Annotated in this window: 19 protein-coding genes and 1 tRNA gene; 6 read left to right on the top strand and 14 right to left on the bottom strand. The window is 61.7% G+C overall.

Annotation, left to right across the window (positions count from 1 at the left end):
* The first annotated feature begins 7 nt into the window (after positions 1-7).
* Both AC56DI_RS00870 and AC56DI_RS00865 read left to right on the top strand, forming a co-directional pair.
* Positions 8-1105: an amino acid ABC transporter permease gene (locus tag AC56DI_RS00870; RefSeq protein WP_496344515.1), complete on the top strand. Its 1098-nt coding sequence runs from the start codon at positions 8-10 to the stop codon at positions 1103-1105.
* 154 nt (positions 1106-1259) lie between these two features.
* On the top strand, positions 1260-2021 hold the full coding sequence (locus tag AC56DI_RS00865) for an amino acid ABC transporter ATP-binding protein (RefSeq protein ID WP_496344514.1): 762 nt from the start codon (positions 1260-1262) through the stop codon (positions 2019-2021).
* A 210-nt stretch (positions 2022-2231) separates the two neighbouring features.
* Here the strand turns inward: AC56DI_RS00865 and AC56DI_RS00860 are convergent, their stop codons facing one another.
* The 4 genes from AC56DI_RS00860 to AC56DI_RS00845 all read right to left on the bottom strand — a co-directional run bounded on the left by AC56DI_RS00860 (position 2232) and on the right by AC56DI_RS00845 (position 7188).
* Positions 2232-3548 carry an OprD family porin gene (locus tag AC56DI_RS00860; RefSeq protein ID WP_496344513.1) on the bottom strand — a complete coding sequence of 439 codons (1317 nt, stop codon included), beginning with the start codon at positions 3546-3548 and terminating at the stop codon, positions 2232-2234.
* Between the two features lie 149 nt (positions 3549-3697).
* Positions 3698-5659 (bottom strand): cation:proton antiporter, encoded by a 1962-nt coding sequence (locus tag AC56DI_RS00855; protein WP_496344512.1) that lies wholly within the window; start codon positions 5657-5659, stop codon positions 3698-3700.
* Between the two features lie 110 nt (positions 5660-5769).
* Positions 5770-6615: a substrate-binding periplasmic protein gene (locus AC56DI_RS00850; RefSeq protein ID WP_496344511.1), complete on the bottom strand. Its 846-nt coding sequence runs from the start codon at positions 6613-6615 to the stop codon at positions 5770-5772.
* A gap of 63 nt (positions 6616-6678) precedes the next feature.
* Positions 6679-7188: a DUF1993 domain-containing protein gene (locus AC56DI_RS00845; protein ID WP_496344510.1), complete on the bottom strand. Its 510-nt coding sequence runs from the start codon at positions 7186-7188 to the stop codon at positions 6679-6681.
* Between the two features lie 180 nt (positions 7189-7368).
* Between AC56DI_RS00845 and AC56DI_RS00840 the strand changes: the two genes are divergently transcribed.
* On the top strand, positions 7369-8517 hold the full coding sequence (locus AC56DI_RS00840; RefSeq protein ID WP_496344509.1) for a DUF5610 domain-containing protein: 1149 nt from the start codon (positions 7369-7371) through the stop codon (positions 8515-8517).
* 42 nt (positions 8518-8559) lie between these two features.
* A complete protein-coding gene (locus AC56DI_RS00835) occupies positions 8560-8799 on the top strand; it encodes a glutaredoxin family protein (protein ID WP_496344508.1) in 240 nt (79 codons plus the stop codon).
* A gap of 88 nt (positions 8800-8887) precedes the next feature.
* On the opposite strand, the gene AC56DI_RS00830 is transcribed toward AC56DI_RS00835, so the two are convergent.
* Positions 8888-8964 (bottom strand) — tRNA-Pro (locus AC56DI_RS00830).
* Positions 8965-9056: 92 nt separating this feature from the next.
* The gene (gene mobA / locus AC56DI_RS00825; protein WP_496344507.1) at positions 9057-9662 is read right to left on the bottom strand and encodes a molybdenum cofactor guanylyltransferase MobA; all 606 of its coding nucleotides are present in this window, start codon (positions 9660-9662) and stop codon (positions 9057-9059) included.
* Between the two features lie 65 nt (positions 9663-9727).
* On the opposite strand from mobA, the gene moaB reads away from it, so the two are divergent.
* Entirely contained in the window at positions 9728-10267 is a 540-nt protein-coding gene (gene moaB, locus AC56DI_RS00820; RefSeq protein ID WP_496344506.1) for a molybdenum cofactor biosynthesis protein B, read from the top strand.
* Between the two features lie 5 nt (positions 10268-10272).
* On the top strand, positions 10273-11490 hold the full coding sequence (locus AC56DI_RS00815; RefSeq protein ID WP_496344505.1) for a molybdopterin molybdotransferase MoeA: 1218 nt from the start codon (positions 10273-10275) through the stop codon (positions 11488-11490).
* On the opposite strand, the gene AC56DI_RS00810 is transcribed toward AC56DI_RS00815, so the two are convergent.
* The 8 genes from AC56DI_RS00810 to AC56DI_RS00775 are packed head-to-tail and all read right to left on the bottom strand — an operon-like array spanning position 11471 to position 21918.
* The gene (locus tag AC56DI_RS00810) at positions 11471-12907 is read right to left on the bottom strand and encodes a lipid II flippase MurJ (RefSeq protein WP_496344504.1); all 1437 of its coding nucleotides are present in this window, start codon (positions 12905-12907) and stop codon (positions 11471-11473) included. The two genes, AC56DI_RS00815 and AC56DI_RS00810, sit on opposite strands and share 20 nt — an antisense overlap.
* A 9-nt stretch (positions 12908-12916) precedes the next feature.
* Positions 12917-13726, bottom strand: a complete 810-nt coding sequence (locus AC56DI_RS00805) for an acyltransferase (protein WP_496344503.1) — start codon at positions 13724-13726, stop codon at positions 12917-12919.
* The gene (locus AC56DI_RS00800) at positions 13723-15117 is read right to left on the bottom strand and encodes an O-antigen ligase family protein (RefSeq protein WP_496344502.1); all 1395 of its coding nucleotides are present in this window, start codon (positions 15115-15117) and stop codon (positions 13723-13725) included. The genes AC56DI_RS00805 and AC56DI_RS00800 overlap by 4 nt, the downstream gene beginning before the upstream one ends.
* Positions 15117-16220: a glycosyltransferase family 4 protein gene (locus AC56DI_RS00795; RefSeq protein ID WP_496344501.1), complete on the bottom strand. Its 1104-nt coding sequence runs from the start codon at positions 16218-16220 to the stop codon at positions 15117-15119. Before AC56DI_RS00795 ends, AC56DI_RS00800 begins: the two co-directional genes overlap by 1 nt.
* Entirely contained in the window at positions 16211-17422 is a 1212-nt protein-coding gene (locus AC56DI_RS00790; RefSeq protein ID WP_496344500.1) for a glycosyltransferase family 4 protein, read from the bottom strand. Before AC56DI_RS00790 ends, AC56DI_RS00795 begins: the two co-directional genes overlap by 10 nt.
* A gap of 4 nt (positions 17423-17426) precedes the next feature.
* Positions 17427-18755: a cellulase family glycosylhydrolase gene (locus AC56DI_RS00785; RefSeq protein ID WP_496344499.1), complete on the bottom strand. Its 1329-nt coding sequence runs from the start codon at positions 18753-18755 to the stop codon at positions 17427-17429.
* Positions 18755-19927, bottom strand: a complete 1173-nt coding sequence (locus AC56DI_RS00780) for a glycosyltransferase (protein ID WP_496344498.1) — start codon at positions 19925-19927, stop codon at positions 18755-18757. Before AC56DI_RS00780 ends, AC56DI_RS00785 begins: the two co-directional genes overlap by 1 nt.
* Entirely contained in the window at positions 19927-21918 is a 1992-nt protein-coding gene (locus AC56DI_RS00775; protein WP_496344497.1) for an exopolysaccharide transport family protein, read from the bottom strand. Before AC56DI_RS00775 ends, AC56DI_RS00780 begins: the two co-directional genes overlap by 1 nt.
* Between the last annotated feature and the right edge of the window lie 57 nt (positions 21919-21975).

The raw sequence follows: 21975 nt of genomic DNA, 5'->3' as shown, positions 1-21975 counted from the left end.
AGCAGCCATGCAGAGCCATATCTTCAAACCTGATCTGCCGCCACCGCCCTTGAGCGTCGGGGTGCTGGCCTGGTTGCGGAACAACCTGTTCTCCAGTGCCTTCAATACCCTGCTGACCCTGTTCGCCTGCTACCTGATCTGGCTGGTGTTGCCGCCCCTGTTGCAGTGGGCGGTGTTCGATGCCGACTGGCTGGGTAGCAGCCGCGCCGATTGCACCGGCGAGGGCGCGTGTTGGGTGTTTGTGCAGCAGCGTTTCGGCCAATTTATGTACGGCTTCTATCCGGCAGAGCTGCGCTGGCGCGTCGACCTTACCGTGCTGCTGACGCTGTTCGGTGCGGCGCCGCTGTTTATCGCGCGTATGCCCCGCAAGGCGCTGTATGCCCTGGGCTATCTGCTGGCGTTGCCGCTGCTCGCTTACTGGCTGTTGCACGGTGGTTTTTTTGGCTTGAGCGAAGTGGCGACCAGTCAGTGGGGCGGTTTGATGCTGACCCTGGTGATTGCCGCGGTGGGCATCAGTGGTGCCTTGCCGCTGGGCATCATGCTGGCCCTTGGGCGGCGCTCGGACATGCCGGCGATTCGCGTGCTGTGCGTGACCTTTATCGAGTTTTGGCGCGGCGTGCCGTTGATCACCGTGTTGTTTATGTCCTCGGTGATGCTGCCGCTGTTCCTGCCTGAAGGCTTGAGTTTCGACAAGCTGGTGCGGGCACTGATCGGCGTGATCCTGTTTCAGTCGGCCTATGTTGCCGAGGTGGTGCGCGGCGGTTTGCAGGCCATCCCCAAGGGCCAGTACGAGGCTGCTGCGGCCATGGGCCTGGGCTACTGGCGAATGATGGGCCTGGTGATCCTGCCGCAGGCGCTGAAGCTGGTGATTCCGGGCATCGTTAACACCTTTATCGCCCTGTTCAAGGACACCAGTCTGGTGATCATCATCGGCCTGTTCGACCTGCTCAACAGCATCAAGCAAGCCACCACCGACCCGGCCTGGCTGGGGATGGCCACCGAGGGCTACGTGTTTGCCGCCTTGGTGTTCTGGATTTTCTGTTTCGGCATGTCCCGCTACTCCATGCATTTGGAGCGTAGGTTGGACACCGGCCACAAGCGTTAGGAGCTGTTCAGTATTTGCTGCGCGTCGGCCAGGCGGCGTTGAAAACACTCTCGGAATGCTCATGTACAAACGTACATTCCGCTTCCTCGACTGTTTTCGCCTTGCCTGGCTCTAGCTCGCTAAATCCTGAATCAGCGCCTCTGAGGAGTTAATGATGAGTGAAGCCAACAAAAAAACCAACGCCGAGCCGATGATTCTGCTGCAGGACGTGAACAAGTGGTACGGCCAGTTCCATGTGCTGAAAGACATCAACCTCAGCGTGCAACCGGGCGAGCGCATCGTCCTGTGCGGGCCGTCCGGTTCGGGCAAGTCGACCACCATTCGCTGCATCAACCGCCTGGAGGAACACCAGCAAGGGCGCATCGTCGTTGATGGCACCGAACTGACCAGTGACCTCAAACACATCGAGGCGATCCGCCGCGAAGTGGGCATGGTGTTCCAGCATTTCAACCTGTTCCCGCACCTGACGGTGTTGCAAAACTGCACCCTGGCGCCGATGTGGGTGCGCAAGCTGCCCAAGCGTCAGGCCGAGGAAATTGCCATGCACTTTCTTGAGCGCGTGCGCATCCCCGAGCAGGCGCACAAGTTTCCCGGTCAGCTCTCCGGCGGCCAGCAGCAACGGGTGGCGATCGCACGCGCGCTGTGCATGAAACCGAAGATCATGCTGTTCGATGAGCCTACCTCGGCCCTCGACCCGGAGATGGTCAAGGAAGTGCTCGACACCATGGTCAGTCTGGCCGAAGACGGCATGACCATGCTCTGCGTGACCCACGAAATGGGCTTCGCGCGCACCGTGGCGAATCGGGTGATCTTTATGGACAAGGGCGAGATCGTCGAACAGGGCGAGCCGAACAGCTTCTTCAGCAACCCGCAAAACGAACGGACCAAGCTGTTCCTTAGCCAGATTCTGCACTGACCGGCAAACGGCGTTTGCCGCCATCAAGACGCTGTCCGGCATGATGCGTTGAAGGTGCGATTACGCTTATGTAGGAGCGGATTTATCCGCGATGCCGTTTGCCTTGAAAGCATCGCGGCTAAAGCCGCTCCTACGGGGTGACGCTGGTGCTGCGAGAAACAGCATAAAAAAGCCCGCTCAACTGAGCGGGCTTTTGCATTGCCGGGACTGTTACCAGAGTGCCAGGGTGTAGCTGAGGATCAGGCGGTTTTCGTCCAGGTTGTTGCCGAAGTTGGAGCGGGTGGTGGCGTTACGCCATTTTACGCCCACGCCTTTGAAGTCGCCTTCCTGCACGACATAGGCGATGTCCATGTCGCGTTCCCATTCCTTGCCTTCGCCCAGGCCGGCGCCACGGTCAACATCGCTGCCGTTGATGTAGCGGGTCATAAAGGTCAGGCCGGGAATGCCCATGCCCGCGAAGTTGTAGTCGTAGCGCGCCTGCCAGGATTTCTCGTCCTTGAAGGCGAAGTCGCCGATCTGCACGAAGTTAACCAGGTAAGCGTCGGTGCCATTGACGTAGGCAAAACCGGTGTCGCCGCTCATTTTCTGATAGCCCAGGCCGAAGCTCTGGAAGCCCAGGGCGTAGGTGAACATGGCGCCCATGGCCTTGTTGTCGACGTTGGTTTGGCCGTCGTCGGTCGAGCGGGCAAAGCGCAGGTCGGTCTTCAGGCTTTGCTTGTCGGCAATTGGCAGCACATGCACGGCGTTGAGGTAGTGCTGCTTGTAGTACTGGTCGAGGTTGCCGTAGTGGTAGCTGGTGGTCAGTTGGTCGTTCCACTTGTAGCCGGCACCGGCGAAGTTGAACTCGTCGCTGCCCTGACCTGTGCCGGGAAGGCCGGTGAAACCACGGGCGGCATTACTGCTGCTGGTGAGGGTCATCACCTCGTGGTCCGAGGAATCACGCTGGTTGACGCGGCTCAGTTGACCGCCATCGAAGGTCAGACCGTCGATTTCCATGGAGTTCAGCTGGCCGCCTTGGAAGCTCTGCGGCAGCAGGCGTGAGTCGTTGGACAGAAGCACCGGCAGTTTGGGCATCAGGGTGCCGGCCTTGAGGATGCTTTTGGATACGCGCAGTTTCGCGGTTACGCCCAGATCGCCGTAGCTGTCCTGTGCTTCACCGGTATCCCGATCGACTTGCAGCAGGCCAGTGCCGCTGGTGCCGCGGCCGGAGTCGAGCTTGACGCCCAGGGTGCCGATGGCATCTACGCCGACGCCCACAGTGCCTTCGGTAAAGCCTGATTCGTAGCGCATCAGAAAGCCTTGCGCCCACTCCTCGGACTTACTGCGTGTTTCGGTTGGTGTTTTGCCGGTGACGGTCGGCAGGGCTGGAGAGCCATCCTGACGAAAATCGCGGTTCATGTAGAAGTTGCGCAGCTCCAGGCTGGCTTTGCTGTCGGCGATAAAATCAGCGTGCGCCAGGTTTGGCAGGGTGAGGCAAGCGCCCACGCCAGCGAGGGCAATGGCTTGGGCTAGGGGAGTGGCTTTCATTATTGTTGGCTCCTGGTGAGGTCGGCAGGCTGAGTGGAATGTGAAATTTCCGTTACAGCTGCGTGACTTAACCACGGAGACCGCGGGTTGGCTTTTAGACCTTAGTCGGTTGGCGACTGGTCAGTTCTGTGATTGCCTGTCGTGGCGATTTAGCGCAAACCGCCCAGTAGCCGCGCTTCACCGGCTTCTATGGCCTCCAATGGGCCGGCCAATAGCACTGCATCGCCGGCGCACAGATAGGTGCTCGCATCCAGCGCCAACTCGATGCCGTCTCGGCGCACCCCTTGAACTTCCAGCCCCAACTGCTCCAGTGCTAGGGCCGGCAGGTTCTGCCCGCACGCGTGGGCGTCAGCGCTCAGGGTCACGGCGTGCATCAACAGCCTTGGCCGGCCCTGGGCATCCAGCAGGTTGTTGTGGGCGCCGTGGTAATAACCGTGCAACAGTTTGTAGCGGCTACGTCGTACCCGATCGATATGCCCTTGTACCCGTGGCTCCGGCACGCCGAGCATGACCAGGGCATGGGAAGCCAGCATCAGGCTGGACTCCAGCAACTCGGGCACCACCTCGTTGGCGCCAGCGGCCAGCAGTTCGGCTTGCTGGCTGTCGTCGCGGGTGCGGACCAGAATCGGCACGTGACTGTGCAGGCTGCGTGCCCGCTGGACGATGCGCAGGGCGATGTCGGCGTTGTCCACGGCCACCACCAGCAGGCGCGCACGCAGCATGCCCACGGCCAGCAGCAGGTCGGTGCGGCTGGAGTCGCCATAGTGCACATGGTCTTCGCCGGCGGCGGCTTCCTGCACGCGGATCGGATCGTCATCGAGAGCGATAAATTCCTGCTGCTCCAGGCGCAGGAAGCGACCGATGGACTGGCCAACCCGGCCGTAGCCGCAAATCACCACATGGCCTTGTACCTGGGCCGTGGCCTGGCTAATGGCGTCCAGCTGTAGCTCACGGTTGGGCGCGCGTTGCAGGCGCGCGGCCACGGCCGGCGCCATGCGCAGTAGCAGGGGCGTCAGGGCCATCGAGCAGAAGGTAGCGGCCAGTAGCAATTTTGCCTGGGGACCGGGCAGCAGCTGCGCCTGTTCGATCTGCGCCATCAGGGCAAAACAGAATTCGCCCCCTTGGGCCAATGCCAGGCCACTGCGCCAGGCGGTTTGGTTGTCCTCGCCACGCAGCTTGACCAGCAGGGCCACCACGCTGCCTTTGATCAGCATCAGGCCCAATGTCACCGCCAGAATCAGCCAACCCTCAGTGGCAAACTGCTGCAGATCGATAAGCATGCCGACGCTGACAAAGAACAGGCCGAGGAGAATGTCGCGGAACGGGCGGATATCTGCCTCGATCTGGTGGCGATAATGGCTTTCGCCCAGCAGCATGCCAGCAAGAAATGCGCCCAGCGCCATTGATAGCCCCAGCACATGGGTCAGCCAGGCCGTCAGCAGCACAATCACCAGGGCCAGGGTAACAAACAGCTCCGGTGAGCGGGCCGCGGCCACTTCATGGAACAGGCGCGGCAGCACCCAGCGGCTGGCCAGCAGCAAACCAATAAACAGCAGCACGGCTTTACCCAGGGTCAAGCCCAGCTCCACATACCAGACACCGCTGCTGTCGGAGGTCAGGGCCGGCAACAGGGTCAACAGCAATACGGCCACCAAGTCCTGAAACAGCAAGACACCGATGGCGTTCTGGCCGTGGCGGCTGAAAATTTCCCCGAGGCTGCTCAGCTCCCGACTGACGATGGCCGTTGATGACAGCGCCAGGCCTGCGCCCAGCACCAGGGCCACGGCCAGCGGTACATCCAGCACAATCAGAGTGCCGCCCAGTAATGCGGTACTGGCCAGTACCTGCAAACCACCCAGGGTAAACACCACATGCCGCAGCGCCAGCATGCGCGGCAGGGAGAACTCCAGGCCCAGGGTAAACAGCAGAAATACCACGCCGAGTTCTGCCAGGTGTGGCAGGTCCGCCGAGTTGTTCACCCAGTTGAAGGCATTCGGGCCTATCAGCAGGCCGACGCACAAATAACCCAGCACCGCCGGCAGGCGCAGGCGACGGAACAGTGCGATGACCACCAGCGAGGCAGTGAGGATAATCAATAGGTTGGCGAACAAAAGGCTTCTCCGGCAGCTGCCAGCGAGCATGCCCAAGCCCGGCGTTGCGGTCTAGAACTGATTGACCTGACGACGCCGTACTTGATGTGAGTCAGTCCGCCTGTGTGTGCTCAGGGCCGAAACCACAACTCCGCGCGGTCAAACGGGGTCTCGCTGGGCAAGTCCGGGTTGTTCAGTTCAATCACCTGGCGTTGGTCAAGGCGCGCCCGACGCAGGGTGGCGCCATGGTGACGCTGGAAGAGCGTCTCGAAACTACCGTCAGCAATAGACGCCTCCAGTCCCAGGCGAATGTCTTCGGCCAACTCCGGGCGCTTCTGCGAGGTAAAAAAATACAAGGCGGTGGGGTAATGCAGCACCACATGCTCATCAACCACTAACGCCTGGCCACTGGCCTCAGCGCGTGCTTGTTCCTGCCAGGCGGTTACGACCTCGCGCGGGAAGGCATCAAAGCGCTTGGCGCTGAGCATGCTGAACAGGCTGTCGTAACTGGGACTGGTGACCACCTGCAGGCCGTTGGCGCGCAGCACGGCGGTATCTGGCCAGTCATGGCGCTGGCCGAAGCGCATCGGTTTGAGATCATCCAGGGTTTTGACCTGTCTGAGCCACTGCTCACTGCCTGCTCGGAGCATGATCACTCGCCAGCCGATCAATCCTTTATAGATCGGGATGCGGATGGGTAGCAGCTTGGCTTCACGCTCGCGGGTGGTCATCGCCCACATGACCTGCAGCTGCGGGTCGGCATTTTCCAGGTTGAGCTGGGCTCGCGACTGACTCATGGGGTTGGGCGACGCTTGCAACAGGTACTTGTTGGGTAAGTGGTCAATCGCCAATTGCAGCAGATCGACCACATAGGCTTCAGGGTTGGCGCCTTGAGAGTGGCGCGGGTAGGTGAGAAGTTCGGCGGCACTGACGCTACTGCTCAGCGTCAGTGCCAGCGCTGCTAGCAATCTTTTCATACCAATCCTCCTTGAGCGGTACGCGGGTGTTACGCATGCAGGTGGCGTAGCCGCCATCCGGGTTTAGTAGGTGCCCATATAGTCGCGCTTGCCGACTTCCACGCCGTTGTGGCGCAACAACGCATAGGCGGTGGTTACGTGGAAGAAGAACTGTGGCAGGCCATAGCTGAGCAGGTAGTCCTGAGCGGTAAAGCGTTTTTCTTTCGGCGTGCCGGGGCGGGTGACGATTTCGCGGTTTTCGTGGCCGTCAATCTGCTCCGCGCTGAAGCTGTCAATAAACGCCAGGCTCTTGCTCAGCAAGGCTTGCAGGTCGGCAAAGCTCTGTTCGTCGTCGGCGTACTTGGGCACTTCGGCACCGGCCAGACGGGCCGACACGCCACGGGCGAAGTCGGCAGCAATCTGCACCTGACGGCTCAGAGCAAACATGTCCGGGAACAGACGCGCCTGCAGCAGAGCGTTGGGCTCGATGCTCTTGCTGCTGGCATGGGCTTCGGCCTTGTGCAGCAGGTCGCTGAGACTGCCGAGCATCTGCTTGAACACGGGGATTGAGGCGGCGTATAGGGAAATAGTCATGGCATGCTCCTGGGTCAAAGTGGGGCGAGTATAGCGACTGCCGCGACCGCCAAGGCTGGCGTGTTCGTCGCGGCATGTTGCCTGTGCTGCTGGCCATTGGTCGGCTGGCAGCGGGTTAAGTTCAAGTTTGCCGTGCCGGGGCCGCCAACAAGGCATGTTTCTTTAACCCGGTACACCGCCATGACTACTTTGGCTTCGCTTTCCCCCGGTGCCGCCCGCGCACCGCTGTCTAGCACTCAGTCTACCGCCCGTGGCGGTGTCGACGCCCAACAAACCCTGGCTAATCGCCTGGCCGAACGTTTGGGCCTGCAAGCGGGCGCCCTGGCCGGCAAGGCCAGCGATTACAGCCCGGCAAAAGTCGCCGAGCGAGTCCTCGGCTTTATCGACCAGCGCTTGCGCAGCGAGGCCGCCAACGGCGCAGACTCGGCGCAACTGCAAAAAGTCCTCAGCCAGGCCCGGGATGGCGTCGAGCAGGGCTTTGCTGAAGCGCGCAAGATTCTCGATGGTCTTGGTGTGCTCGGTGGCCAGGTGGCGGCCAATATCGACGACACCTACAAGCGCATTCAGGACGGTTTTGCCGGTCTCGATCAGGCCTACGCCACGCCGCCCGCCACGACAACGGCAGGCAGCACCGCCGTCGCGGCCTACAGCGAGCGTTTTGCCGCCCAGGCGCAAACCTTCGAACTGAACATCACCACCCGCGATGGCGACAAACTGCGTATCGCCGTCGCTCAGGCCTCCGCCAGCTACTCGCAAACCAGCGTGGCCGCCGCCAGCAATGGCAGTGGCAGCGCGGTGCAAATCAACCAGCAGTCCAGCAGCCTGCAAATGGCCGGCTTTCAGGTCAGCATCGAGGGCGAGCTGGATGATGAGGAGCGCGCGGCCCTGGACAAACTGTTTGGCCAGGTGGCTGAGCTGTCCGACAAGTTCTACGCCGGAGATATCGGTGGCGCCTTCGACCAGGCCATGAAGCTGCAACTGGATGGCGAACAACTGGCCTCCATGTCCCTGCAACTGACCCAGACCCGCGTGCGCCAGGCCACCGATGCCTACAGCGCCGTGGCAGAGGAGGGTGGCCAGGCGGCCAGTGCCGTCAATGCCAGCCTGATCGACTATGCCCAAGGCTTACTGGAAGCCCTGCGCAGCAGCGCCGAGGCCAGCGACAATGGCCGTGGCACCCTGGAGCAAATGCTCCGTGGTGTATTCAGTCTCGACGAGCGTTTCGACGCCAAGCGTCTGGACAAGGCAGAGAGCTTCAACCAAAGCCTGCTCGACGGCCTGCAGAACCTTGTGTCGCCGAGCGTCGACAGCCCTGCCAGCGCCGAGTAAGCGCGCTAAACTGCGCCTCTGAGAGAGTTTGGAGGCGCCATCATGATTCCTGAATGCCAACTGTTCGGCACCCTCGGCTGCCACCTGTGCGAGGTGGCCGAGTCGGTGCTGCTGCCCTTCGTTGAACATGGTCTGCTGGTTGAGCTACTCGACATCGTCGAGCGCGAAGAGTGGGTCGACCACTACGCTCTGCGCATCCCCGTGCTGCGCCGCACCGACAACGGCACCGAACTCAACTGGCCGTTCGAGGCCGAGCAGATTGCCAGTTTCTTGCGTGGCTGAAGCGTGGTCAACGAATTGTCCGCGTTGCCTTGAACAAATCGCAGGCAATAAAAAACCCGCCGATGAAGGCGGGTTTTTTATTGGGATTTGGTCGGAGAGACAGGATTCGAACCTGCGACCTTCTCGTCCCGAACGAGACGCGCTACCAAGCTGCGCTACACTCCGAATGCGTTCAATTCTACTCAGAAAAGGTTATTTGACAAGGGCTTAGCGTAAAATTCTTGAGCCTGTTCGGGCGCTCTGGAGGTGGGTTTTATTCACCCGTTCAAACTTTGCGCGGCCTGGAGTAGCTCCGGGGTGTTGAGGTTGGCCAGGCGCGGGTCGTCGCTGGCGCAGTCCAGGGCGCGGGCGCCGAGTTGGCGCAGCAGGCGTTGCGGACTGCGCTCACCGTTTGCCCAGGCGGCGTCGAGGGCGCTGAGCAACTGGCGCGGCAGCAGGCAGAACAACGGCTGCCAATGTTCGCCCTGGCGCAGCATCACCGGGGTGTCGCCGGCCGCACTCAGCAGGCTGTGCAGCAGGGTGCTGTCCAGGCACGGCGCATCGCACGGCAAAATCAACACATGAGGGTGGCGCGCTACGGCGAGGCCGGCACGGATGCCGGCCAGGGGGCCGGGGAAGTCGCCTTCATGGTCGTGCACCACGCGGTCGGCATAGGCGCTGTAGCGCTCGGCGTTGCGGTTGCAGGAGATGATCAGGTCGTCACTCAGCGGCCGGGTCAAGGCGTGCAGATGGGCGATCAATGGTTGGCCGTGCCAGTCCAGAAGGCCTTTGTCCTGGCCGCCCATGCGTTGGCCACGACCACCTGCCAACAGCAACACGGAACTGGTGGGAGAGGCGCTGGGTTGTGGGCTTGGTGGCTGCATGGCGGTGCTCTGGCTGGGGCCTGTGGTATAACACCGGCCTGTTTTCATCTCAACCGGATTGCGTCATGAGCCATAACGCCGAAGCGGTTTTTGTGCCGCTGAACATTGCTGTGCTGACCGTCAGTGACACCCGTTCGCTGGCCACCGATACCTCGGGCCAGTTGTTCGTCGATCGCCTCACTGTGGCGGGTCATAACCTGGCCGAGCGGGTGTTGCTCAAGGATGACCTGTACAAGATCCGCGCCCAGGTGGCCCACTGGATCGCCGAGGATCAGGTGCAGGTGGTGCTGATCACTGGCGGTACCGGCTTTACCGGCCGCGACAGCACGCCGGAAGCCGTCACCTGTTTGCTGGATAAGCAGGTGGACGGTTTCGGCGAGCTGTTTCGGCAAATATCCGTGCCCGATATCGGCACCTCGACCATTCAATCGCGCGCCCTGGCCGGCTTGGCCAACGGTACCCTGGTGTGCTGCCTGCCGGGCTCGACTAATGCCTGTCGCACCGCTTGGGACGGCATCCTCGCCGAACAACTGGATGCCCGCCATCGACCGTGCAATTTCGTCCCCCATCTGAAGGCGGCTGCGGCCTGCCCGAGCCGGGGGTAATCGGCATGAGTGATTGTTGCGCCCAACCGGGCCTACTACCCCTTGAAGAGGCGCTGCAGCGCCTACTGGAGTTGGCCGCCAGTACGCCGATCAGCGAGGTTGAGCGTGTGGCGCTGGCTGAGGCCGACAGCCGCGTGCTGGCCGAGCCGCTGCTGGCCGGGCTGGACTTACCGCCGTGGGACAACAGCGCCATGGACGGTTATGCCCTGTGCCTGGGCGACTGGCAGGGCGAGCCACTGGCCGTCAGTCAGCGAATTTTTGCCGGTGCGGCGCCTGCCGCGCTGCAACCCGGCACCTGCGCGCGCATCTTCACCGGCGCGCCCATGCCGGCGGGCGCCGATTGTGTCGAGATGCAGGAAAACGTTGAACTGCTGGCCGATGGCCGCGTTCTGTTCAAACAACCGCTCAAGCTGCGCCAAAACGTCCGCCCTCAAGGCCAGGAAACCCGCGCGGGTGAGTTGGTGTTGGAGGCGGGCACGCGACTGACGCCGATTGAGCTCGGTCTGGCGGCGTCTCTGGGCGCGGCCGAACTGTGGGTGCGCCGCCGGCCACGGGTGGCGGTGTTGTCCACTGGCGACGAGTTGGTCGAGCCGGGCAAGGCCCTTGGGCCTGGGCAGATCTACAACAGCAATCGACAACTGCTGATCGGCTGGTTGCAGCGTCTGGGTTGCAGCGTGGTGGATGGCGGCATTCTGGCCGATGACCTGGCGCTGACCCGTGCAGCCCTGGGGGCGTTACAGGACGTCGACCTGATACTGTCCACCGGTGGTGTGTCGGTGGGCGAGGCGGACTTTCTTGGCGAAGCGCTGCGCGCCGAAGGTGAGCTGACCCCCTGGAAGCTGGCGCTGAAACCCGGCAAGCCGCTGACCTGCGGGCAGTTTCGTGACGTGCCGGTGATCGGCCTGCCGGGCAATCCGGCTTCGACCCTGGTGACCTTCGGCCTGCTGGCGCGGCCGTATTTGCTGCGCCGCCTGGGCGTGGCCGAGGTCGAACCGCTGGGCTTTCAGGTACCAGCAGCGTTTACCTGGAGCAAACCCGGAAAACGCCGAGAATACCTGCGCGCCCGCATCGAGCAGGGCCGTGCGGTGCTCTATCCGAATCAAAGCTCCGGTGTACTGCGCAGCGCAGCCTGGGCCGATGGCCTGGTGGAGGTGCTGGAAAACAGCACCTTGAACGAAGGCGACGCGGTGCGCTTTATTGCCTTTAGCGAGCTGTTGGGCTGACGGGCGGTTGGGGCTGGCGCCATGGTTTTAGCCAGAGCGCCAAGCCCGCCAGGCTGAGGGCGCCGGCGAGGATGCTCAGGCCCAGTTGCCAGTAGATATTGCTGATCGGGTGCAACAGCCAGGCACTGGCCGCCAGCAGCAACAGGCTCACCAGCCATTGTGTTGGCCAGCTCAACTGGCGCAGCAGGCCTTGCTGTTTAAGCAGCAACAGGCTGGTCAGCAACACGCCGCCCAACGCTGCCAGGGCGATGCCAGGTAGGCCGAAGAACATCGGCAGCAGGGCCAGCAAGGCGGCATTCAACAGGCTGCCGGCCAACTCGCAATGCAACGGTAGACGGGTGTCACCGGCGGCGTAGGCAAAGCGCGCGAGCATGGCATTCCAGGCACCGAACACCAGGGGCACGGCAAACCAGGCCAGCAGGCTGGGCAGTGGGCTGTTGGCCGCTTGCTCAGGCAGCAGCAGGCTGATCAGTGCTGGGCTTGCGCCAATCAAACCGAGGGAGGCGGGCAGGCTGAGCAGGGTCGCGGCGGCCAGGCCCTGGCGCAGTAAGGGCAGGCGGTCATCCTGATGGCGTGCGCTGAGCATGCCCAGGAGCACCTGGTTGAGCGCCATCAGTGCGATCAGGGGTAGGTTGATCAGTTTGCGGGCCAGGTTGACCCAGGTCACTGCGCCTTCGCCGAGAAAGCTCGCCACCAGTCGCTCCAGCAGTGCCAGACCCTGGCTGGCCAAGTTACTGGCCAGCAGGGGGCCGATTTTGCCCAGCAGCTCGCGGCCGGCACCGGCTTCGCCGCGCCATTGCCATGGGCGCCAGCCTAGCTTGGCCAGGCTTGGCAGCAACACCAGGGGCATCAGCAGACTACCCAGCAGGCAACTCATGGCCAGTTGTTGTGGGGTGCTGTCGGCGCCCTGACTGGCCAGCAGCAGCACCGGCGGCAAGTTGAACAGCAGGGAGCCGAGGCCCGCGAGCACAAAGCGCTCACGGGCCTGCAGGGCAATGCTCAGCAGGGCATGCAGGAGTAAGCCCGGTGCGCAAAAGGCCAATAGCTGCAAGCTGGCCTGGGCTTGCGCCTGTGCGCTGCTGGCGAGGCCGGGGCCGATCAGCTGCACCCAGAGCGGTGCACCGAGCGCAAACAGCAAGGCCAGCAGTAGGCCAAACAACAGCAACCATGGGGTCAGGGTATTCAGCCAGCGCTGGCGGGCGGCGCTGTCGCGCTGCTGGTACAGCGGTAAGGCGGCGGCACTAAGCAGGCCGGCGGCGAGGGTCATGCGCAACGCTTCGGGCAGGAACAAGGCAACCAGGAAACCATCGCTGCGCCCACTGGCTCCCCAGGCCGCGACCAGCAGCCACTCGCGGGCAAAACCGGCAACCAGGCCGGCAAGGGTGGCCAGGGTGAGCCAGAGGGTGCTGTTGAACATGCTTTACCGTCAGTGAAAGAGGGTGAACAAACCTTTACCACCAACCTTGTAATTAAGGTTGTGTGGACGTTCGCCCATCGGCTTGGCACCGCTGCCGCCAACGATCTTGTAGGGGGCGATTTCCTTGGCGACGATGGTGTTGGCGGTAACCACAGCACCTTGGCAGATGTGCGCGCCATGGCCGATGAGGGCGCGGCTGGCGATCCAGGCATAGTCGTCGATATAAATAGGCGCGGAAATGGACCAGAACTCGGGTGCCATCAGGTCATGGCTGCCGGCGATGATCAACACGTGTGAGGCAATCGCCACATGGTTGCCGATGATCAGCCCTGCGCGGGCGTCCACCTGACAGTGCCAGGCGATCACGCTGTCGTCACCAATCACCAGGTTTTCTACCCCGAGCACTTCTGTGTTGCGCCAGATGGACGAGCCCTTGCCGATCTTTGCGCCACCGGCCCGCAGCCACCAGATACGCAGGTTATGGCTGGGGATTTTGTTGATCAGGATGTTGTAGGCCTGTTCCCAGGCGCGCAGCCAGCGGTCTTTGAGGGTTGGCCAGTTTTTGCCGTACTGCGGGACGAAAACAGCAGGAATTTCTTTTTTCAGCAGGGCGTAGAAGCGCCGAGCCAGGTGATGCTCGATGCGGCTTTCGACATCGACCGAGCTGATGCTGTAGCGCTCGCCTTCTTCGAAGGCCACATCGTTGGCCAGCATCCACTCCAGGGCCTGTTCAAGCAGTTTAGTTTCAACCTGCAAAGTGCTGGCGTACTCGGGCAGGCGATTACGCAGGTGCGAGGTGAGCATGACGCGATGTTTCATGGGTGGGAGTCCTTGATGGCGGCGCCATTGGTTTGTTCGGGGTACAAGCGTGCTTGCTGCAGGCTCAAGCCCATCAGTAGCCAGAACAAGGCGATGATAACGAAGGTAAAACTGTAGTAATGGTCAAAAATGCCGGTCAGCAGGGCGGCCATTACGCCGGCGATGCTGCCCAGCCAGATGGCGTTTTGTTCGGTGATGTGGGCCACCGCGCCGCGTGGTTTGACCTCGCGCCACCAGAGTACGGTCACTGCCACAAACAGCAGCATGCCGGGCACACCGATTTTGTAGATGAAGTTGAGCCATAGGTTGGAGATGCCCAGCAGGCCGCTGCCGGGCACTGGCGGATCAACCTTGAAGCCGATACCCAGTGGGTACTTGGCCATGGCCGACGGGAACATGGCGTATTCCTCGAAGCGGATCTCGGTACTCGCGTTCGAGGCGGAGAACATGCTTAACAGGCGCTCCTGCAGGGGCGGATAGAACATCACCAACGCCACCCCGAAGGCGGCACCCAGGCCGATGATCCGGCCGCTGTAAGGCACGCGCTTATAACTGAGCCAGAACAGCACGAGGACGATCGCTACGATCGCGCCGCGGGAAATACTGAACAGCAAACCGGCGCAACCGAGCACTGCTACGGACAGGCCAAGGGCCTGCCGCCAGCCACGGCGGGTCCAGCCATACAGCAGCGCAAGGGGAATAAATAGCGCCAGGATGCCACCGGTCAGGTTGGGGTGAACCCAGGGCGAAGCCATGCGCTGGAAGTTGGCGGAGAAGATGTCCTTGATCGCTTCCGGGTGCGCATATTTCAGGTCGGTGAGGATCGGGATCATGGTGTTGGCATCCCGGTCCTTGAGGAACATGAAGATCGACAGGCATAGCATCGCCAGGTTGCCTAGCAGTAGGGCCACGATCAACTGATCGCGGTCTTTATCGCTGCGCAGCAGCAACGGCACCAAGAACAGCAGCGACAGGTTCATCAGCCAGCGCACCCAGTTCACGGGGCCATTGCCCTCGGCATGAATGATCAGCATGCCGACTACAAAGGGCAGGGTGCTGAATAGCATCAGCCAGGCCAGGGTCCGCTCCACCGGATGCCAGACCAGCAGACCGCGGGTGCGGCCAATAAAGGCCTGCCAAAACACCGCAACCCAGGTCAGCGCCAGGACGGCTTCGCTGATCGTGGTACGGATACCAACTTGGACGGTGGTGTAGGGAATGCTGGTGGCCAGTACGGCAAAGATCAGCAGCCCCCAGAGTGGTTTGCGCAGCAAGGTCAGGGTGATGGCGAAGCCGGCCAGCAAGATGACCATTTTGCTCACGGGCAAAACCCAGAGTAGGCCGCCAAACAGAGTGCCTAAGAGCAGCGCGATAGGAAGTCCGATAGGCATTACGCGGCCAACTCCTGCAGCAGGTTGTTCATGTGCTGGCTGTAGGCCGGCAGGCTGTAGCGGGCCGCCCAATTCAGTAGCTCACGGGTGTCGCGAGGCAGGGGCTGGGCCGCCAGGCGCAGCAGGCAGGCAAGCAGTTCATCCGGATTCTGCGGAGCAAAGCGTGGGCTGCTGGGCGGTGCTACTTCATCCAGCGCTGAACCGCTGGCAAGGGCCACCGGGGTGCCGACGCTGAGGGCTTCGACGACGGGCAAGCCGAAACCTTCCGCATACGAGGGTTGCCATAGGCACTCTGCCCCGGCGTATAACCCATGCAGTTGCGCATCTGTTAGGCCGCTTAGCCAGTGCAGGCCAGGCAATCCGCTCAGTTCGGTCGGCAGGTCATCCGCATGGCCAACCAGGGCAAGGTCAGGCACGGAGTGCGATTGAGCGCGGGCCTGGCGCCAGCCTTCAACAAACCACGGCATATTCTTGCGCGGCTCACGGGTGCCGACGGCCAGCCAGTAGCGCGCCGGTAGAGCGACGGGCAGCGGCGCGGGTACACCGCTGAAGCCGGGCACCAGGTTGGGCAGTACGCGCAGCTTGTGCTTGGCAAAAGGCAGCAGACGCGCCGTTTCGTTGGCGGAAAACTGTGATGGGCACCATACCCGGTCGGCAATCCACACCGACCAGGCAATCGACAGCGTGTCGATCAGCCGGTAAGCCAGGGCCTTGAGCTGCGAGCGATGGTGGTTGCGTTCGGTCAGTTGAAACAGATCGTGCAACAGCAGGGCATAGCGCCGACCCTTGGGCTTGCGACCCAGCGGCAGGCCCATGTTGGCGGTGGCGATATACACATCAATCTGTTCGCGTTGCAGTGCAGCGGGCAGGAAGCGCGCCTCAAAGCGCAGGCGCACCTGGGGCCGTTGTAAGCCGTCGAGTGGTCCCGGCCAGGGTGGGCAGCTGGCGGTTTGCCGCTGCGCATGGGCCAGCGGGGCCTCGCTGAAACGCACCAGTTGGGTGTCGCTGCGGGCCAGTAACACCTGCTCCATGGCCCGCACCTGCCGGCCAATACCAGACAAGGGCGCGACGGTGGCGGGGCGATAATCCAGACCTACGCGCATGCTAGGTTGTCCTTATGCGGCAATTGCCGATAAACCGCTTCCAATTGGCTGGCAGCGGCTTGCCAGTCGTGATGTTGATTGACGTAGCGACGTCCATTGGCGGCCAGTTGGGCGGCCAGCGTGGGGTCCGTCAGCAAGGTAGCGAGGGCATCGGCCAGCTCGCGGCTACTTTCCCCAGCCAGGTAGTCGTGACCTGCGCTCACCTGCAAGCCGGACACACCTTGTGCGGTACTCACCAGAGGCAGGCCAGCGGCGAGCGCTTCAAGGACCTTGAGCTTGGAGCCGCCACCGTGGCGCAGGGGCGCAAAAAAGACGGCGCTGCGTGCTTGCAGGGCCTGCAAGTCGGGGACAAAACCGAGCCATTCGATGCGCGGATCAGGCCAACGCTGCGCCCAGATCGCAGGCAAGGCATAGCCGGCAACGGCAAAACGCGCTTCAGGGCAGCGTTGCCACAGCAGCGGCATGACCTCATCGAGTGCCCACTGCACGGCGTCCACATTCGGCGCGTACTCGTAGTTACCGACAAATAGCAGTCGCTGACTGCTGGAGTCCGCCTGCACCTGGCTAAAGGCACGGCAATCCACACCATTCACCACGATGTCCACCGGGCTGCGGGTGATGGCGCCAATGGCCTGGGCGTCGGCCGGGGTTACGGCGATCACGCGGCTGGCCTGGTTGAACACCTTTTGTTCCCAGCGCCGCGCGCGCCATTGGTCGTAGCGTACGAAGAGATTGAGCCAGGCCGGAAAGCGGTCATACGTAGCGGCGCCGAGGGCTGATTCAAGGTTGTGTTCGGTCAACACAAAGGCGCGTTGCTGTTGTTTGAGGCAGGCGGCATAGGGCTCGAAGGTGTAGCTGTGCTCCACCTGAATCACGTCCCAAGACTCTTGCATCAACTCGGCAAATTGCTTTTTCAGTGCGCCTGACAGGCCATTGACGGTGGTCATCAGTGGCCACGGGGCGAAGAGTGCGGCCGCCAGCGAGAGTGGGTGTTTCAACGCACGGCGGGGGAGGACGATCAGGCGTTCGAGCAGTGGTTCGAGCTGCGCGCGTGCTTCTTCATCCAGTGGTGTCTTGGATTGCACCAGCAGCGTAATGGCGTGACCACGCTCGGCCAGGCTACGCAGCAAATGATACTGGCGGGTTTTGCCGCCACTGGTGGTCGGCCAGGGCAGGTACGGCAGAATCCAGAGAATACGCATAGGCCTACCAGACCAGCATTTGCAGGGTTGGGCTGGCTTTGACGCGGATGCCCTGGTCGCTTTGCACGTCTTTCTGGGCGCCGCTTAGCGGGTCATGCACGACGGCTTTGGTGACATTTGGCAGGTGTACTTCGGCACCGCTGGCGCTCCAGAACAGCCACAGGTTTTTGCCGTCTTCACGGGTCCAGCTGATGGCGTAGAGGTCGTTCGGCAGGGCGCTGAGTTGGGGGGCGTCGGCCGGTAGCAGGCGTGGTCCGCTGATCTGCAGGAAGCGTTGCAGTGCCAGGTACACCGGCTTGGGCTTGCCCTGCAGATCGAGCAGGCCATAGTGCTGGTCACGGGCACTGGCGCGGCTGTCGAGGTCGGAGAGAGCAAACAGGAAGAGTTTGTCGTAGTCCAGCGCGCTCATTAAGGCCAGGCGGCGCAATACGTAATCGGCTTGGCCTTGTTCGCCAATCAACTCTTGCAGTTCTATCGGCCCGGCATAGCTGGACCAGCCCCACTCGGTGGCCCAGATGGCAGGCACTTGCACGCCGCGCAGCATCTGGTTGAGTTGCTGGCTGCGCAAAATGAAGTCGCGCTTGCCCGGTTCGTCGGTTTCCGGGGTTTGTGAGTAAGGGTGATAGGCAATGATGGTGCCGAGTTGCTGAACACCCAGTTTGCCCAGGCTTTCCAGCATCAGCCCGCCTTTTACCGGCATCTGGCTGTAGTAAGCCATACCGCCCATGACCACGGGTTTGTTGGGATCGACCTGGCGCAAGGCTTGGGTGCTTTGCTGCAGCAGGCGGCCGTAGGCTTCGGCATCTTCGTGGGGGCGCCAGAAGGACGGCAAATTTGGTTCGTTCCAGACTTGCCAGGCATCAATGCTGGGGTAGCGCCTGGCCAGCATGGCCATGCGTTCGGCGAAGACCTGCGCTTGCTTCGGCGGAAACTGATCTGGGGTTGGCGAGCCGCTCGGTGCGCTGGTGGCATGGGGGGCCGAGCCGACCAAGTAAAAGACGGATTTCAGTTGCTCTTGCTTGAGGCTGTCGACCACCCCGTCGAGCTCGCCCAAGCGATAGCGGCCTTCGCTTGGCTCGTGACGATCCCAGTGCAGGTCAACCCGTACCCATTCCAGGCCCAGCGCATGGAAGCGCTGCATTTGTTGCTTGTACTGCTCTGGGGTAAACCACAGGAAGTGCGCATTGACGCCGAGGAAGTCTTTCCAGACCACCGCGCGGGGGGCTTTCAATTGGGTGGTTTCGGCTTCGGCCGGCTGGCTCAGGTTGACCAGTAGGAACACGGCCAGCGCTGCGACGGGCAGGCCAAGGAAGAACTTGTGGCGTGCTGACATCAGGATTCTCCGCAGACGGCTGCAAATAATTGCTGGAAGCGCTCGGCGGTTGCCGGCCACTGGCGCTGCTGGCCGATTTGGTTGGCTCGTTCAGCCCATTGCACGGCTTGCTGCGGTTGCAACGCGAGGTCGCTGATGCACGTTGCCAGAGCCTGAATATCACCCTGTGGGTAAGTGGCGCCGTTGCCGCTGCTGACTTCTTCAGCGAAGGCGCGGGCATTTGAGGTGATTGCGCCACGGCCGCAGGCATTGGCCCAGGACAAGGCACCGCTGGTGCCGCGCATCTCTCCAAGCAATCCCAATTTTTTGGATTCCCGGTAAGGCAACACCATCACGTGGTGAGCCTGAATAGTGGTCGGAATCTGTGCGGCTGGCAGGTCCAATTGCCAGTCCAGGCAGTCATCAAGGCAGAGCTGCTGGGCGCGTTGGCGCAACTCATCCAGGTAGTTACCGGCCGGGCCAAAGGCCATGTCGGGTGCGGTGCCACCGGCCAGGGTCAAGCGCAGGTGGCCGCGGAGTTGGGGATGGCGCTCGAAGGTCAGAGCAAAGGCGTCGAGCAGGTCTTCAATGCCTTTGCCTCTGTAGATAAAGCCGAAATACAACAACTTCAGTGGTTGCAGCGGCGGCAGGGGGGCCGCGGGAATGATGATATTGCCGTGGGCAATCACGCTGCGTTGCTGTTCGCCAAGGCCCATACGCTTGGCCAGGCACTGGCCGCCCAGGGCGGTCAGGGTAATCAGCTTACTCATGTGCCGTGCCAGACGCCGCTCTTCATGCAGGGTCAGGGGGTCAGCCAGCAGGGCGGCGGCTTGTGGCAGAGGGCGGGGCAGTCGTTCGAGCAGCGACAGTGGCCAGGGCAACTGGGCCCGCCGCCACACCAGGCGTTCAGGGTCATGCACGGTTGCGGTCAGTGGCAGTTGCGGGTGTTGCTGGCGCAGGTAATCAAGTGCCTGGAATTCGCCCAGGCGCCCGCCGCCGAGCTCGGCATGCACCAGTTGCACTTGCCGCCAATCAAAGCTTTGCAGGCGCTGCTGCAGGTTGGCGGGGGTAGCGCCCTGTAACGGTGTATGCACGGTGACGCCGCGTTGCTCCAGCGCCGCGCGAAAGTGAGCGGCGTAGTCGGCAATCCCGGTTTGCTCTGGCGGTAACGGTGCCAGCAGGGCGATGTGCATCAGATTTCGCCCCGCAAGCGTCTGATTTTGTCGAGGATATGGCTAGGCACTTCAAACTGGCGGCGGTTGAGGATGATGCCATCCACCTTGCCGAAGGCCGTGTTCAGGGTGCCGAGGGCATGCTGAATCATCGGCACGGTGCTGCTCTTGGCTTCAATTACCAGGGCGATCATGTCAGCGCGACGCAGGGTGATGAAGGCTTGCTGGTTGTTGAGCAACGCTGAGGCGTCGAGCAGGTTGATTTCACCCGGTTGTGGCGCGGCTTGCGAGTCGACGAGGACCCGATGGCCGCGCTCTTCAAGCAGTTGGCGCAATTGCTCGATAACAAAACTGACCCCTTCACCTGCGCGTGCCGAACTGAAGGCAATGGCCAGCCCTTGTTGCTCGGCACGATCCAGTGGCAGCTGGCTGTAGAGCCTGTAGATGCTTGCAATAAAGGCACTATTAGGCTTCCAAGGTTTGGCGCCCAGGTCTTGCAGAGTTGTCCACAGCGGCACCTTGAAGGTTTCTTCGATGCGTTCGCCATCATGCACACGCTGATCCAGCAGGTAGCAGATGTACAGACACAGCAAGCCGACGGCGAGGCCGGCGGGCAGCGCCAGAGCGATCATCATGAGGCTCTTGGGGAAGACGCGGCTGGGGTTGAGGGTGGCTTGTTCAATAACCGCAATGTTGCTGATCTGGCTGAAATCGAGCTCGCGGTCGATACGGGCTTTTTCCAGGTTCTCGGCATACAGTGCGTAGCTTTTTTCTGCGCTGGCCAGTTGCAGGTCGAGACGGCTGATTTCGGGTTCGCTGCCGAGCACCCGCTGACGTTCGCTGCGCAGTAACTTGAGCTGGTTGTCATAGTCTTTGAGCTGGCCGCTGAGTTGCTGCATGCGCAATTCAGCATCAATAACTTGCTGCTTGAGGTTGACCACGATGCTGTTTGGCGCGCGATTCTGCGAGCGTTCAAGACGCTCTTGCTCTTTGTCCGCCAGCTCACGCATCAGCCGCAGATTTTCTTCGGCTTCGCGCACTGGAGGCGCATCGGGCAAGTAGGTGCGCAGCAGGGCAGTGCGTTCCTGATCCAGGGCGTTGACGCGGCGCTTGAGGTCCAGCTGTGTAGGGTTGAGGCTGATCTCGCGCGCAGTGATGACTTCCTGTGGTTGCCGTTTGATTTGCTGCTTGGCATCCAGCAGGAAGCTGCGGGTACCGGCTTGTTCATTGAGTTTTTCTGCTTGCGCGTCGCTCAGACGGTTGATTTGATTAGTCAGGTTGTCGAGACGCTCCGCCACACTGATTGACTGAATGCTTTGCAGGCGCTCTTGTAGCAGCTTTTTCAGGTCGGTGACTTGATTGGCAACTTTCTGCATTTCGCCCTCATAAAAGGCATACAGGCTGTTGCGACCGAGTGCGCGGGTGCGTTCTTCAAGGTAGGTTTTAACCCAGGTATCGACGACTTTCTGCGCGATGGCCGGGTCATTCCAGGTAAAGCTGACTTCCATTACCGCAGAGCCTGGCTCGTGACCCACTACAAAGTTCTTTTCCAGCTTTTTGGCCAGTCGCTCGACATCGCTTTGCTCTTCAACCACGCCCAGCAGTTGCAGGGCTCCGCGCAGTGCCTCAATGACCTCATTGACGGCTTTGCCGATGTAGAACTTGATGGTTTTCCAGAAGCCCTGGGGCTGATAGTTGGACATTTCCGCCAGGTAGCGCTCAGCCACCAGGTAGACGATGGGGCGGCCGGTAAGCATTTTTTCTTCGTCGACAATCGGGTCGCGCTGCGTGCTTGGCGCAATCAGGGCCTGACGGTTGGCGACTTCGATCGGCAGTGTGGTGCTTTCCCGGCCCGGTTTGACCAGCAGGCGAGCATTGGACTCGTACTTGGCGGGGAGCAGGAACGCACCGAGGATGGCGATGACAATCGTTGCAATGACTGCCCACTGGAATTCCCGGCGAAAGATAAAAAACAGCCGGAGCAAATCGCGGAAGGAGCGAATATCAATCATCTGAAGCACATCCTGTGAGAACTAAAGGCCAGGCCGTGATGGCATAAGTTTGCAGCG

The organism is Pseudomonas sp. BGA-UO-ETr-WB11 (assembly GCF_059567785.1).
Note: the sequence above shows the minus strand (reverse complement) of the source record. Positions and strands in the feature narration are given on the sequence as shown.

Bases quoted from the DNA above. Each gene is read 5' to 3' on its own strand.
- AC56DI_RS00870 (WP_496344515.1), top strand. From the start codon at position 8: ATGCAGAGCCATATCTTCAAACCTGATCTGCCGCCACCGCCCTTGAGC.
- AC56DI_RS00865 (WP_496344514.1), top strand. From the start codon at position 1,260: ATGAGTGAAGCCAACAAAAAAACCAACGCCGAGCCGATGATTCTGCTG.
- AC56DI_RS00860 (WP_496344513.1), bottom strand. From the start codon at position 3,548: ATGAAAGCCACTCCCCTAGCCCAAGCCATTGCCCTCGCTGGCGTGGGC.
- AC56DI_RS00850 (WP_496344511.1), bottom strand. From the start codon at position 6,615: ATGAAAAGATTGCTAGCAGCGCTGGCACTGACGCTGAGCAGTAGCGTC.
- AC56DI_RS00845 (WP_496344510.1), bottom strand. From the start codon at position 7,188: ATGACTATTTCCCTATACGCCGCCTCAATCCCCGTGTTCAAGCAGATG.
- AC56DI_RS00840 (WP_496344509.1), top strand. From the start codon at position 7,369: ATGACTACTTTGGCTTCGCTTTCCCCCGGTGCCGCCCGCGCACCGCTG.
- AC56DI_RS00835 (WP_496344508.1), top strand. From the start codon at position 8,560: ATGATTCCTGAATGCCAACTGTTCGGCACCCTCGGCTGCCACCTGTGC.
- mobA (WP_496344507.1), bottom strand. From the start codon at position 9,662: ATGCAGCCACCAAGCCCACAACCCAGCGCCTCTCCCACCAGTTCCGTG.
- moaB (WP_496344506.1), top strand. From the start codon at position 9,728: ATGAGCCATAACGCCGAAGCGGTTTTTGTGCCGCTGAACATTGCTGTG.
- AC56DI_RS00815 (WP_496344505.1), top strand. From the start codon at position 10,273: ATGAGTGATTGTTGCGCCCAACCGGGCCTACTACCCCTTGAAGAGGCG.
- AC56DI_RS00810 (WP_496344504.1), bottom strand. From the start codon at position 12,907: ATGTTCAACAGCACCCTCTGGCTCACCCTGGCCACCCTTGCCGGCCTG.
- AC56DI_RS00805 (WP_496344503.1), bottom strand. From the start codon at position 13,726: ATGAAACATCGCGTCATGCTCACCTCGCACCTGCGTAATCGCCTGCCC.
- AC56DI_RS00800 (WP_496344502.1), bottom strand. From the start codon at position 15,117: ATGCCTATCGGACTTCCTATCGCGCTGCTCTTAGGCACTCTGTTTGGC.
- AC56DI_RS00795 (WP_496344501.1), bottom strand. From the start codon at position 16,220: ATGCGCGTAGGTCTGGATTATCGCCCCGCCACCGTCGCGCCCTTGTCT.
- AC56DI_RS00790 (WP_496344500.1), bottom strand. From the start codon at position 17,422: ATGCGTATTCTCTGGATTCTGCCGTACCTGCCCTGGCCGACCACCAGT.
- AC56DI_RS00785 (WP_496344499.1), bottom strand. From the start codon at position 18,755: ATGTCAGCACGCCACAAGTTCTTCCTTGGCCTGCCCGTCGCAGCGCTG.
- AC56DI_RS00780 (WP_496344498.1), bottom strand. From the start codon at position 19,927: ATGCACATCGCCCTGCTGGCACCGTTACCGCCAGAGCAAACCGGGATT.
- AC56DI_RS00775 (WP_496344497.1), bottom strand. From the start codon at position 21,918: ATGATTGATATTCGCTCCTTCCGCGATTTGCTCCGGCTGTTTTTTATC.